The 11,731-nt window shown below is 54.3% G+C and carries 13 protein-coding genes; 4 read left to right on the top strand and 9 right to left on the bottom strand.

The genetic code is table 11. The features are described 5' to 3' along the window. Window positions 1-274: 274 nt before the first annotated feature. The 3 genes from KQI65_15860 to KQI65_15850 all read right to left on the bottom strand — a co-directional run bounded on the left by KQI65_15860 (window position 275) and on the right by KQI65_15850 (window position 3,299). Window positions 275-943 carry a hypothetical protein gene (locus tag KQI65_15860; protein MCB2206219.1) on the bottom strand — a complete coding sequence of 223 codons (669 nt, stop codon included), beginning with the start codon at window positions 941-943 and terminating at the stop codon, window positions 275-277. 24 nt (window positions 944-967) lie between these two features. Further along, the gene (locus tag KQI65_15855) at window positions 968-1,963 is read right to left on the bottom strand and encodes an alpha/beta hydrolase (protein ID MCB2206218.1); all 996 of its coding nucleotides are present in this window, start codon (window positions 1,961-1,963) and stop codon (window positions 968-970) included. 175 nt (window positions 1,964-2,138) lie between these two features. After that, on the bottom strand, window positions 2,139-3,299 hold the full coding sequence (locus tag KQI65_15850) for an AraC family transcriptional regulator (protein ID MCB2206217.1): 1,161 nt from the start codon (window positions 3,297-3,299) through the stop codon (window positions 2,139-2,141). A 236-nt stretch (window positions 3,300-3,535) separates the two neighbouring features. On the opposite strand from KQI65_15850, the gene KQI65_15845 reads away from it, so the two are divergent. Then, the gene (locus KQI65_15845; protein MCB2206216.1) at window positions 3,536-4,021 is read left to right on the top strand and encodes a hypothetical protein; all 486 of its coding nucleotides are present in this window, start codon (window positions 3,536-3,538) and stop codon (window positions 4,019-4,021) included. Between the two features lie 95 nt (window positions 4,022-4,116). Continuing rightward, window positions 4,117-4,812 carry an RluA family pseudouridine synthase gene (locus KQI65_15840; GenBank protein MCB2206215.1) on the top strand — a complete coding sequence of 232 codons (696 nt, stop codon included), beginning with the start codon at window positions 4,117-4,119 and terminating at the stop codon, window positions 4,810-4,812. Between the two features lie 41 nt (window positions 4,813-4,853). Here the strand turns inward: KQI65_15840 and KQI65_15835 are convergent, their stop codons facing one another. The 6 genes from KQI65_15835 to KQI65_15810 form a co-directional block, all read right to left on the bottom strand. Further along, window positions 4,854-5,441 (bottom strand): YceI family protein, encoded by a 588-nt coding sequence (locus KQI65_15835; GenBank protein ID MCB2206214.1) that lies wholly within the window; start codon window positions 5,439-5,441, stop codon window positions 4,854-4,856. Window positions 5,442-5,617: 176 nt separating this feature from the next. Then, a complete protein-coding gene (locus tag KQI65_15830) occupies window positions 5,618-6,205 on the bottom strand; it encodes a Crp/Fnr family transcriptional regulator (GenBank protein MCB2206213.1) in 588 nt (195 codons plus the stop codon). Between the two features lie 60 nt (window positions 6,206-6,265). After that, window positions 6,266-6,694 carry a GNAT family N-acetyltransferase gene (locus tag KQI65_15825; GenBank protein MCB2206212.1) on the bottom strand — a complete coding sequence of 143 codons (429 nt, stop codon included), beginning with the start codon at window positions 6,692-6,694 and terminating at the stop codon, window positions 6,266-6,268. Between the two features lie 100 nt (window positions 6,695-6,794). After that, window positions 6,795-7,118, bottom strand: coding sequence for a DUF1778 domain-containing protein (locus KQI65_15820; protein ID MCB2206211.1), 324 nt, complete (start codon window positions 7,116-7,118; stop codon window positions 6,795-6,797). Window positions 7,119-7,316: 198 nt separating this feature from the next. Continuing rightward, window positions 7,317-9,437 (bottom strand): SlyX family protein, encoded by a 2,121-nt coding sequence (locus KQI65_15815; GenBank protein ID MCB2206210.1) that lies wholly within the window; start codon window positions 9,435-9,437, stop codon window positions 7,317-7,319. Window positions 9,438-9,455: 18 nt separating this feature from the next. After that, the gene (locus tag KQI65_15810; protein ID MCB2206209.1) at window positions 9,456-10,001 is read right to left on the bottom strand and encodes a T9SS type A sorting domain-containing protein; all 546 of its coding nucleotides are present in this window, start codon (window positions 9,999-10,001) and stop codon (window positions 9,456-9,458) included. A 273-nt stretch (window positions 10,002-10,274) separates the two neighbouring features. On the opposite strand from KQI65_15810, the gene KQI65_15805 reads away from it, so the two are divergent. Further along, window positions 10,275-10,853, top strand: coding sequence for a hypothetical protein (locus KQI65_15805; protein ID MCB2206208.1), 579 nt, complete (start codon window positions 10,275-10,277; stop codon window positions 10,851-10,853). A gap of 26 nt (window positions 10,854-10,879) precedes the next feature. Continuing rightward, on the top strand, window positions 10,880-11,659 hold the full coding sequence (locus tag KQI65_15800; protein ID MCB2206207.1) for a hypothetical protein: 780 nt from the start codon (window positions 10,880-10,882) through the stop codon (window positions 11,657-11,659). Window positions 11,660-11,731 lie beyond the last annotated feature (72 nt).

Below are 11,731 nucleotides of genomic sequence, written 5' to 3'. Positions count from 1 at the left end.
ATGGGTAGTACTACCCATTATTCGTGGCTGGATGGATCAATCCATACGCTTCGGCGAGATGGAGAGCTGGATATTGCGACCACAGGCCGCCAGCTAGCTGACGGCCTGTGTCCCAGAAGTTCAGGTTATGATCGCCCCTCCTCAATGGTCTTACGTTATCTCCCCCTCACCCACCCACCACCAGATACAACGCCACCACCCATAACAGCACACTGAGCACGAGCAGGGTGAGGGACAGTCTTCGATTCTTCCATTGCATGGCTGCCTCCTGCGATTAAAACGGCAGGCCGAATCCGAGCTGCAGGTAGTAGGGCAGCATGGCGTCTTCGTCGTCGAACTGGGCGTCGGTCAGGCCGAGGCGCAGGGTCAGCTCGGCCCAGTCGCCGATGGTTTTTCCGGCCTGGATGCCGTAGTAGAAATTCCCGCCGGTCGGGACGTACCAGCCGTCGCGGATTCCGACGTAGCCGTACTGCTTCATGACATCGGAATGCGTGAGCTGTGTCGCGACGGCTTTGTCGAAACCGAATTCGAGTGCGGCGTGCCAGGAGGGATCGTAGTATCCCACCAGGGCAGAGAAATCAGCTCCGAAGCTGACGATGCGCACCAGGTCGTTCTGGTAGCGGCGGAAGTTGGATGCGACTTTGACGGTGGCGGAGAAGCCTCGCCATTGGGCGACTTCCATTTGCGCACCGAGACGAAGGGTGAAATCGTCGACGGGCTGATTCCCCATGGGGAGGGAGGCGTGCAGGCCGACGACCAGGGGACGAGATACATCAAACGCGCGACTGTACGAAAACTGTGTCACGGCCCCGTAGTCGTATCCGATATTCAGCTGAAGGCGGTTCGGTTGCTCGGGACGCATGGACCTCCAGTTGACGTCCTGCGAGAGGGCGGACTGTGCCGTGACCACGAGGATGGCGAGTGTTATGAGTATGGTCTTCATGGGATTATCCTTCTATTAAAATTCTTATCGAACGGTATTGAGATAAGCTTTGGCGATCGGATAGAGGTTGTCCCAGCCGAAGGAGGGGATACTGTGTCCGGTGCCGAGGATTTCAACCAGCTGAACGTTGGGAAAGGCGGATGAAACGAGCTCTGCGTGTGATCTGCCGTAGGCCTGGTTCAGCTCGCTGTAGGCGAAGAGCACGGGTTTGTCGTACTTCTGCAGATTCGTGGTGAAATCAAACGAATGTTCGGTCGCGTACTCTGATGCAGCGATGGCGTACAATCCACCCATCCGCCAGAAAGGAGTTGGTCCTGCAATACCGAGCTTGTTGCCTTCCGCATATTCAGCGGCGCCCTGAATGGCGGCTTTGTAGTCGAGCTTTACGTGATCGCTTCCGGTGATGATTTGATCCACGAAGACGCGATCGTTGAGCGTCTCATCGAAGGGATCGATGATCTGCCAGCGCTCGAGATACTCCTTGGTATCCGGCCAGGTCAGTCCACCCGGTTCCATCAAAATGGCCCCGCTGATGTCCTCCGGGTAGTCGTTGATGTAGGCAGACGCCAGCATGGCTCCCCAGGACTGTCCCATGAGAAGTACTTTTTGTCCTGACGACCTGTAATGCCCGATCACCGCGCGGAGGTCGGCAACGGCCAGGTCTGGTCCCTGTGCATCATACATTTCCCTGCCGTGCCGCCTGGAAAGGCCGCATCCACGCTGATCATAGAACACGACGAAGAAGCCGTCGTCAGCAAACGCAGCGAGTTTGAGCATGCTGCGGTAGTCGCCTCCGGGACCTCCATGCAGAATGACGAGCATGGGGTCGGTCGGATTGCCAAACGTCTCTGCATGCAGCAGGGTGCCGTTGACCTCAATGGAAGGAAGTGAAGGATCTTCGTCCACCGTCAGCGGCACCAGTTGTCCCTGAGCTTCAGGCTCCAGAATGTCGCATGCGCTGAACGTGACCGCCGCGGCTGCCGCAACGATGAGGAGGATTGTGAGAATGAGTTGATTCATGATTGCTCCAGATTATCGGAAATGAGAGAGTTGACCGAGTGTCTGGGGCAAATGTACGCGGCGAGTGAGGGCGGATCGGTTCAGCGTGTAAGATGGAACCTGCCGGGGGAGTGCCATCCTGCAGGATGACACCCCGAAAGGCTTATCCTGGGGGAAGGCTCATCCTGGGGCTAGGTCAATCCTGGTCGTGGGAGCGTGAGGCGACGAACTGGGAGGGAGTCTGGCCGGTTTCGTTCTTGAAACAGCGGTTAAATGACGATTTTGAGCTGAAACCGCAATCGTATGCAATCGAGAGCAGCGTGAACTGCTGGTTTTTCCTGGCTGCGATCTGGCGCTTGAACGCCTCGATGCGATAGGAATTCACGAAATCGTAGAAATTCTTCTTTTCCCTCTGATTGATGACCTGCGAGAGGTGGTTGGGTGGCACTTCGAGGGTGGACGCAAGATCATTGATCGAGAGATCACTCTTCTGGTACATGTTCTTTTCCTCCATGAGAGCGATAAGTGCCGCATGGAGTCCCTCCGCCGCCTCGTCGCTGAGTCCGGATTTCGTGTATTTCTTCGGCTGTACTTCGGACTCTATTCCCGCCTTCACCTCTTCCGCTGTTTGACCTTCTGCTTCCTCCGTGGGTGCCGCGGGAGCAGATTTCATATCTGCGGGAGAAAATATGTTTCCCTGCCGGACGCCGAAAAATCCGATGAGGAAGATAAAGGTGACCACGCCGCTGAAGGTCAGCGGTTCATTGTGGAAGAGCAGCAGCAGAAGCCAGATTCCTCCCATCCCGTAGGTCAGGATCTCCAGCCAGCGAAGACTGATTTTGTCCAGGTCCGAGAAACTGTCCCGAATGGCGATTCTGTGTCGGCGGAGCAGCACCGCGGAAAGGATCACATACACTACGCCGGAAATCGTCGTGGCCCATAATCTGAGGATATTGAATAATTCGAAACCCGCTCCCCTGGCCTCGTATACCGCGATTTTCTGATCAGACGAGAGGGGGAGAATGAACACCGCCAGGAGGTAGCCGTACATCACTGCCGCGGGGAGCAGGTGCAGCAAAAGCAGCTTCCTGTTGCGTGGGAGTTGTCCTGTGACAAAGGAGACATAATAGAAGAGGAAAACCCCGTGCAGCATCGGAAGGGGAAGTTCGAATCCCAGCAGGAAAGGCACCCGGTAGCTGTCCCCGGTATAGTACAGGTTGAACAGGAAGAGGTGGACGATAATCAGGAACATCCACGCCGTCAGTATCCTGTCGGACAACGTTTGCTGTTTCTTGCTGATCAGCAGGAATTCGATGAGGACGGCGACGCCGATACCGGCGATGAAAAATAGGCTCATGATCCTGGATAGGGGATGTGGGATGCTGCACAGGACAAAGAACAGGGAAAGCGTATCGCATCGAAGCTACGTCATGGTGCTCTCTTTATCAAACTGGCGCATCCTGATCCAATTGCATTCTTCAGTCGAATTGCCGGTGACCGGACTACATTCGTGTTGGGGATTGGTGTATTTTGATTTCGTACGACCGGGATGTTGCCTGCGTTGACGAATACCAAAAACAGAAGGGTGCTGCCATGCAGTTGGAAAACGAGTTTGCAGAAGACCACGTGCACGAAGATATTCGCCTGGAGTACGCGATGACCGAGTTCCTCCATAAGGCGCTGCGCTATGAGGAAAAGCGTCTGGGATGGAGGATGCATCCCATAGAGGATCATCCTGAACTGTCATGGCTCGCGACCGATAGTTCGCAGCTGGAGGTGTATCGTCACACGTACAAATGGACGGGGAAGTTTCGGCAGTTTTTTGATGGACTCCTCCAGACATCCGGGGGGCAGGATGAGATTCAGCTCGGCGATATGAAGCACGGTTTGCTGCGTAAGCTCAAATCCATCGGACTGGCATACATCGGCTTCCTGAGAGAAGAACTGCAAACGTACGGTGAACAGCCATATCAGGCACCTCCGCTTTACAGGGATATCGAGGACAGGATCACTGAGCTCGAGAAATCCTTCAGCCAGCAGCCGTTCGAGGCGGTCTCTCCCGTAGAATTACTCCCGTAATGCCCTGAGCATCGGGAAGTTGCTATTCCCTGCGTGGTCGGATTCTATTATGAACGCGTTCTTTTTCCGGCAATTGAAATTTTTTGTGGAGTACCATGGGCAAATCGAGACGTTCCAGGCTTGCAGCGGGGGTGCTGCCAAGGGGCATTCGCCTTCTGCATGAGGACGATCATATCATTGTTGTGCATAAGCCGGCGGGATTGCTGACGATGGGAACGCAGTCGAACAAAACATCGACCGTCTATGCCGTGCTGACCGATTACGTGCGCAAGGGATATTCGAAATCCCGGAAACGCATTTTCATCGTGCATCGCCTGGACAAGGATACCTCAGGCGTCCTCGTGTTCGCAAAAAGTGGGGAAGTAAAGCGTCAGTTGCAGGAGGGGTGGCAGGATGTGGAGAAACGCTACGTGGCTGTCGTTCATGGCGTGCCGAAGAAAGTATCCGGAATCGAGGTGTCCTACCTCGCGGAAAACGCCGCGCATATCGTCTACGTCACCAACGATCGCGAATATGGGAAACTCTCGAAAACCAGCTGGCGCATACTCGAATCACATGGTGATCATTCGCTCCTGGAGCTGCGCCTGCTGACCGGCCGCAAGCATCAGATCCGCGTTCACCTCGCGGAGATGGGACACCCGGTTCTGGGAGACCGCATGTATGGACATCCCAAAGGCGGCAGGCGCGGACTGGCTTTGCATGCGCGGTCCCTCTCATTCATCCATCCCGCTACCGGCGAACGCGTGACCTTCGAAGCGGAAGCACCGCAGGATTTGCTGCAGCTGCGCTGAGGATTCCCCTGCGCTGAGGATTTCCCTCCCCCCTCGCATCATCAATTCGTTTCAGCGGTTTCGAGTGCGACGGCTTCTTCCGTCTGCTCGTCCTGTGCCTGCATCACGAACTGCACTTCGGCGCTGAGGCGGACGTCCTCGCTGACCATGACGCCTCCGGTTTCGAGGGCGGCGTTCCAGTTCAGTCCCCATTCCTTGCGGTTGAGCACTCCATTGAGCGAAAATCCTGCCTTCTTCTGTCCATAAGGATCAGTCGTCATTCCACCAAGCTCGACATCGAGCACGACTTCCTTCGACACGCCCTTCATGGTGAGCATGCCCTTGAGCTCGTAAACGTCCTCACTGCGCTTTGTCATCTCGCTGCTCTCGAAGCTCAGCTGGGGATGATTGTCGGTATCGAAGAAATCAGCACTGCGCAAATGCGCGTCGCGGTCCGGGTTATTGGTGAAGATGGAAGTGGCGTCGATCGTAAGCGTCACATGCGCACCCTCAAAGTCGCTGCCGTTCGATACGATACTGGCGTCGAAGTTGCGGAATTCGCCTTTGACATTCGTGATCATCAGATGCTTGACCTTGAACATCAGCTCGCTGTGTGCGGGATCGAGTTTCCAGGTTGTCTGCGCTTTCATGGTACACCTTCTATATATATGAGTTTGAGTTGCGTGCGTGTTACTGTCTCAATGACAACTGCAAACTACGTATAGATGCCTGCTCGTTTCATTCACATAGGTGAAGAAACGCTGCTGTGGTGGATAAAAGGGGAATACAGGATACGGGCGGAATGCAGGACGCTGTGAGGGCTGGATCAGAGCTCGTTCGCGAGCTTTTTGCGGATGCGGCTGAGGGACTGCGGTTTGATGCCGAGGTAGGATGCGATGAGGTATTGCGGGATGCGCTGGATGAAGTCCGGGTGGCGTCGGGAAAAGTCAAGATAACGCTGGGCGGCTTCTTCCGTATTCGTGCTGGCGAGACGGTGTTGGAGGGCAACGAAGGCGTTGGTGATGAGGACGCGGAAGAAATGTTCGAGAAGATGGCTGGACTTGCAGACATGGTCATATGCCGCGCGGTCAATCACCTGCACGTCGCAGTCTTCAAGCGTTTCGATGGTATAGATCCCCGGTTCGTCCTTGAAGAAGCTGTAGTGATCGGTGATCCAGTAGTTCTCCAGCGCAAATTGTACGGCGTAGAAATCTCCCTTCGGATCGATCATCGAGGAATACGCAGCCCCCTTCGTCAGGAAATACACGTAGCGGCAGTGTTCCCCGGGCTGGGCGAGCAGCGTCTTCTTTTTGAAGGACTGTGGCTGCATGTGCTCTGCGAGCAGCGCACACTCCTTGTCCGTCGGCTCGCGTCCGATAGTCCTGACGATATTTTGTCGCAGACGCTCTGTCATCGAGGCATTCCGTTCATGCTGTTATGGTTAACTGCAACGAGTAACACGTCGCTCATGGGATCACAATTCATCGTCAAAATCGGACTCCTCCAGCAACTTGAGCGCTTTGCGCGCTGTGTCCATCGCGAGGTACATGTGGTCTTTGTCATCGGCCAGACTGACAAAGCCATGTTTGATATAGAACGCGCGGGCCATTTCATTTTTTGCATGTGCCTCGATCGCTTGAGCGCCAATGTTGTTCGACAGGGAGAGGGACTTTTCAATAGCGGCCCACAGCAGCACACCGCCGTACCCCTTCTCCCGATGCGCAGCGGATACCGCCAGGCGTCCTATGCGTACCGCGGGAATGGGGTGGTGGGGGAGTCCCTTGATCAGATTTTTCTGGATGTCGATCGTCTTGATCTCCGCCATCGAGATCGCATAGAATCCCAGTATCCCGAAATCATTTTCCTTATGCAGCACATACGTGACGCTCATACCCTGCTTCATGTGCTTCCATGCTCTTTTTTGAAGGAAGTCATTGAGCTCGGGAACACCACAATCGAAGGACTTCCGGTTGAAGTCCGGCGACAGTTGTGAAACGCAGAGATCAGCTGCCATGGGATGATGTTGTTTTCCTGCGATGGCGCCTGGCGGCGTTCAGGAGAGCCTCCGTCGGTTCTTCAGGGTTTTCCAGCAGCCGCATGAAAATTTCAGAATCGGCAACGGAAAGCTCCGTGTCCCGGTACTCTCGCAAAACCCTCTGGGCGACGGTCAGGCTGTTGGAAACAATGAAGCTCATGAGGCTTTGTCCCGTCACCGCAGCAGCCGCCTCCAGCAGCGCCTTCTGCTTCGCATCCAGGCGAAGATCGATTCTGCGGTCCTTTGCAGGTTTCTTTTCTGTATCATCAGTCCGTACCGTTCGTTCTTCCATTATCATCTCCACTTCATTGCTGGTATTACGGAAATATTCCGTAATACGCTACTCGATAATTCAGATTACGGCATATTTCCGTATATGTCAAGTAGTTTTTTATCCCCGGATACCCAGGCGCATGTGGATTCCCGAATCCCGACACTACGAAAAAGGGCCGCGTGTGCGGCCCTTTTTTGGTGACACTGCTGAGATTGATCAGCGATTTTCGACGTACTTGGCGTTCTGGACACCGGTGTTATTCTTCGGGAGTCCGATCGCGGCACGGATGGCCTGGATTTCATTGCGCAGTTCGCGGTTTTCGGCTTCCAGCGCTTCCATGCGCGCATCGCCGGACTGCGCCACAGTGCGCTGCTGCCCGGATACCTGCGTTTCGAGACGCGCGATGCGCTCTTCCTGCGACTTGAAGATCTGTACCCATTCGTTCGTCTTCACGCCGATGAGCACGTTGACGACGTCGAGTTCGTCGTTGGTGGTAGCGCTCAGTGCGCGGCCGAGGATACGGGGCAGGTGTTCGATGGTCAGATCCTCGGCTTTGACGCCGACGCCGAAACCATTGTTGTTACCAGAGGCGACGATGTAATCTCCTGCATCGACCTTGCCACACACCATGACGGGCACCTGTCCGATGAATGCGACCTTTTCGTAATTCTTTTCCTCGCCCGACGGCGGGATGTTGCCGATGACCACGGGAGCCATGGAAATGGACATCACCTGGTCCGCGCCATCTGTGGTGAGGCTGATCTTGCCGTCCTTCACGCCCACAATCTGTCCGTACGCGAAATGGTCGTCCGTATTGGCTTTCGGCATCCACTCGGCGTAGTCGGCACCCTTGCTGCCGTACGTGACACCACCGTCCTTGCACTTGGCTTCCAGCTCCATGCGCGCCGCGAACGTGGCGAGCGAAGCGATATCCATCTGAAGCAGGGAGAGCCAGTCATCCTCGAGGGCCTGACAGACCAGCGGCTCGAACTTGCTTATCAGCTCGGAGACGTTGGGATTGAACCAGTTCTTCGGATTGGCGATGTCGAGGGGATTGACCGAGGGCCACTTGATGCTGGGCCAGGAGCCGCCGTCGAGGTGCACACTCGGCCATGTAAAGCTGCTGAAGCTGCCACCCGAGAGCCGTGGCGTCGGCCACGAACCGGGATCGAGACCGAAGTACTTCATATTGAAGCTGAGTCCGGCATTCGGATCGAAGCCGAGCAGTTTCCAGTAATCGATGACCGGCTTGAGGTTGCTCCAGTACTGTTGGTTGGCCTGTCCGGGAATGTACTTGAAGCCCTCGATGCGACCGGTGATCTGTGCGGAATTTGACGTGCCGCTGTAAAAGGTAATGAAGTTGTTCTGCTCGTCGGTCGCGCCGTTGCTGATCTTGATGCCGATGCCGTCGGCGTCGTTGCCGTTGGTGTTGCCGAACAGCGCCACGTGATTCAGTCCGTCGCTCGCCGTGGGATCGAAAGTGAGGTCACCGGCAGCGGACACTTCAAACAGTCCGAACGTGCTCTTCCCGCTCACATCCAGCGACCCATCAATCATCGTGTTGCCCTTGATGTAGGCATTGCCGCCGACATCGAGATCGTTGCCGATGCTTGCATCGTTCAACACGTCAAGGTCATGGCCGACATCGAGGTCGTTGCCGATTTCCGCATCGTGGTCCACGTCGAGGTCCGTGGCGATATGGACATCACCGTTGACATCCAGCTTGGCGGCAGGAGATGCCGTGCCAATGCCCACATCGCCGTCGGCGGTCAGGCGCATGCGCTCGACGTCGTTCGTACGGAAGACCAGCGCAGCGTTGTCAGTGGTGCCCACGAAATCCTGCGAAGGATCAGTGCCGCGGTTGCCGACCCGCTGCCAGACAGCGGAAGGGAGTCCGCTCGGCGCGACATTCAGTTCCGACGGGGCGAGTCCGCCTGCCGTGGCGGCATACATCGCGTAGGGAACGGAAAGCAGCTGCGAAGTGCCGAGCAGCGTGTAATCCGATCCGCCGCGCTCATCGATTTCGACGCGCAGCCAGTAGTTGTCGCGGAACCACTCGATGCGGGAGAACGACGATGTGGCATTCACGCCTTCGCCCAGATGAAGGGAGAACTGTCCCGCCGCGTCGGTCATGACGCGATGTGTTTCCGTGAAGACAGGTTCGCCTTCGGCGCTGCCACGCAGGATGCTCAGGCGAAGGGACAATTCGGCATTCGACAGCACCGAGCCGTTGGCGTCGCGTGCAACTCCCTGGTAATTCATGGCCGATGGTGATTGCGCCAGCGCGGTTGCGCCGAGCACGAGAAAGAGTGCTAAGGTGAGGGCTTTGTATTTCATGATGATTCGTTCTCTATATTAATGGACTTTCCTGATCTGATAACTTCCCGCGGGCCTGCCCTGGGCATCGCTGACGCGGAGGATGTACGTGCCTGACGGCAGTTCGTCGAGCTGCAGCTGCGCCTGTCTCGCGGCGGGTTCTACCGGGAGCGTGCGCAGCTCTCGTCCGCTGAGGTCATACAATGTCAGTGCCCGCACAGGATGCTGTGTGCCCAGGTCTACCGACAGTCCCGATTGCGTCGGATTCGGGTATACCTCGACATTCCATGCCTCCGGCAGGGCTTCCACCACCGTCACACGCAGGTGTGCGGACTGGAATCCTTCCCTGTACTGCATTGTGGGAGTACGATAATATCCTGTAGCGAGATCGCCGAGCGTCCACGATAGGGACAATCCCGGTGCGCGGGCCGTTTCTCCCGCTGGAGAAACAGTGCTGCGATGCTCCTGCTGCGCCGTCGCCGGAAGCACGCTCGCACAGAGGATCAGAAGAAGAAAGAACACGCTGTTCCGCGTCGCGGTGCGGATTGCGCCTGCGTATCCTTTCCGTGAAATGCGTTCTTTCACGGAACACCTCCTCGAAAAAATGTATGTGGAATACGACAAGTAACGGGAAATAATACGCAAACGGACAATATTTATCAAGATTAAGGAGAAATAAGAGAAAGAGCACAAATAAGACTAATAACTCTTGACATATACGTTGCGATTTTGTATTGTAGCTCTGTCGTTTACGCAAAGTAAGAGCTCTGTGTAGAACTCAACTGTTCGGCGTTGCACCCCGAGCGAGTTGTTTACACAACAATGGAAATGATAGAATCCGTTTAAAATGGAGGTCACATGCCAACGCCTCAAGGAAAGAAATATCTGGAACAACTCGGGTGGCTGAAAATTGGCATCGCTGTCATTATTGTCGCTCTGGGCTTGTACGTATCACTTTCTCCTACTATTGTTTATGCGCCTACCTCCAGAGTTGTATTGTTTTTGCTGATTGCGATACTGCCCGCTATACTGTTCGGGGCTGAGGCCGCATCGCGGTTTAAAATGGAGCTGAAAGGGTTTCTTTTTACCACAACCGGTTCCTTCGCTGCATGCCTTGGTCTCCTTTTTCTATTGAACTATCTCGCAAAACCCGAAGAAGCGATTGCTGTTTATAACATTTTTGATAAAAACGGCCAGGAAATTGCTATTGATTGGGACGGTGCCATCGAAATTGATCTAACAGAGCGGGGGCTGGCGGTTACAAAGTTTGTAGAGGAAAATACGGTTATTCTGGTGTTCCCAGAGCAGGTGGGTCGTGTCCAAGTTGCGATTAGAAGAGCGCTTCAGGACCAACCATACATTGGGTATCTTACATATGCAGGTTCCCGAACGGCAAGGTTGGTATTGGGTGAAGATCTTGTTCAGCAATCACCATGACTATTCACAATCGACGAGTAATAAAGATGTTAATACGCCTATGTTTGGTGCTTTCGCTTGTTGTTACGACAAGCTATGGTCAGGATCTGGAACAGGATTACCAGGCACTATTAACAAAGTATGAGTGGTCAAGTCTGTTCATGACATATATATCAGCTATCCAGGCCAAGCTCGTCCTTCAGGACACCGTACGTGTTCAGGAGATTGCCCCCGAAGTGGGCTACAATTCCATTATTCCTTTTCGAAGCTTTCTAGCAAACAAAACCGAGAATATTAGAACTGGTCTAGCTTACCTGCAGATTGACTTGAATCGGACCAAGGCTGCGTATGCCTTGGCAAATGGTTTTGGTGGGAATGCTACCGTACTGGCATGGGATTCTCTTCAAGTTTGTGGGATCGCCGTATTGTGTGATAGAATTCTAAATGGGATGATGATGTCAACCGCATACATGCGTATGATTGAATCAGATACCGCAACAACGGAAAATGCCTTTGCTGCATTGCAAACAGTTTCAATGAATCCGTATGTGTCACCGGATGCACTAGTGCGTGACTCCGTTATCTTCAGGGCGAGGGTTATTCGCGATTCGATGGAAGTCAAGCAACTAGAGGCTTCGAATCCAGAGATGTATCATTTGCTACGCAAATATGAGATGCAATTTGATTCAAGTTATTCGAACGAACGGTTGGAAAGAATTCAGCGCCGAGACGAGACTAAAGAATTTATTTCACCGAAGGAGGAGGATGTGAAGAGTATACTTAACAGTAGGAAAGAAGCCAAGTTTATTCCTTTCCATCCTAAATGAGAGCGCCCTTGGAGGAAGGCGTTCAGAGATAAATCCTTCATCTCATGCGACATATCGTAAGTAGGGTGGTGT

This window comes from bacterium (assembly GCA_020444325.1).
GTDB lineage: Bacteria > Bacteroidota > Ignavibacteria > SZUA-365 > SZUA-365 > BM516.
Note: the sequence above shows the minus strand (reverse complement) of the source record. Positions and strands in the feature narration are given on the sequence as shown.

Coding starts and splice junctions, on each gene's coding strand:
- KQI65_15840 (MCB2206215.1), top strand. CDS start 4,117: ATGGGCAAATCGAGACGTTCCAGGCTTGCAGCGGGGGTGCTGCCAAGG.
- KQI65_15845 (MCB2206216.1), top strand. CDS start 3,536: ATGCAGTTGGAAAACGAGTTTGCAGAAGACCACGTGCACGAAGATATT.
- KQI65_15805 (MCB2206208.1), top strand. CDS start 10,275: ATGCCAACGCCTCAAGGAAAGAAATATCTGGAACAACTCGGGTGGCTG.
- KQI65_15800 (MCB2206207.1), top strand. CDS start 10,880: ATGTTAATACGCCTATGTTTGGTGCTTTCGCTTGTTGTTACGACAAGC.
- KQI65_15860 (MCB2206219.1), bottom strand. CDS start 943: ATGAAGACCATACTCATAACACTCGCCATCCTCGTGGTCACGGCACAG.
- KQI65_15830 (MCB2206213.1), bottom strand. CDS start 6,205: ATGACAGAGCGTCTGCGACAAAATATCGTCAGGACTATCGGACGCGAG.
- KQI65_15850 (MCB2206217.1), bottom strand. CDS start 3,299: ATGAGCCTATTTTTCATCGCCGGTATCGGCGTCGCCGTCCTCATCGAA.
- KQI65_15835 (MCB2206214.1), bottom strand. CDS start 5,441: ATGAAAGCGCAGACAACCTGGAAACTCGATCCCGCACACAGCGAGCTG.
- KQI65_15825 (MCB2206212.1), bottom strand. CDS start 6,694: ATGAAGCAGGGTATGAGCGTCACGTATGTGCTGCATAAGGAAAATGAT.
- KQI65_15815 (MCB2206210.1), bottom strand. CDS start 9,437: ATGAAATACAAAGCCCTCACCTTAGCACTCTTTCTCGTGCTCGGCGCA.
- KQI65_15855 (MCB2206218.1), bottom strand. CDS start 1,963: ATGAATCAACTCATTCTCACAATCCTCCTCATCGTTGCGGCAGCCGCG.
- KQI65_15820 (MCB2206211.1), bottom strand. CDS start 7,118: ATGGAAGAACGAACGGTACGGACTGATGATACAGAAAAGAAACCTGCA.